The 308-nt window shown below is 65.9% G+C and carries 1 pseudogene; it reads right to left on the reverse strand.

The features are described 5' to 3' along the window. Positions 1 to 119 precede the first annotated feature (119 nt). Positions 120 to 308, reverse strand: a pseudogene (locus tag EN852_RS38545) (hypothetical protein); the annotation flags it as partial.

Raw genomic sequence — 308 nt, forward strand, 5'->3', positions numbered from 1 at the left:
CCGCCGTGTCGGCCAGGCGGCCCACCAGAATGGGACACTGAAACCGGCTGACATGAGACGCGAAGCGGATGCCACGCCTCGGCGGACAAAGACCGTCTCTGGATCAACAAAACTCGCCGCTATTCCTGCCGCTTCTGCGCGATTAGGTCCAGCCGCTCGCGGTCTGATCTCTCGCGCTCGTCGCGGTTGCGCACGTCCTTGTAGGCGCGCTCCACCATGTTGGTGCGGGCGCTTGCCGCGGCGATGAGGCCGGCTTCCTGCCTGGCGCTTTCCAGGCTCTCTTCCTGACGCACGACGGCCTGGGCGAT

The sequence above is a fragment of the Mesorhizobium sp. M2E.F.Ca.ET.209.01.1.1 genome (assembly GCF_004010375.2).
GTDB lineage: Bacteria > Pseudomonadota > Alphaproteobacteria > Rhizobiales > Rhizobiaceae > Mesorhizobium.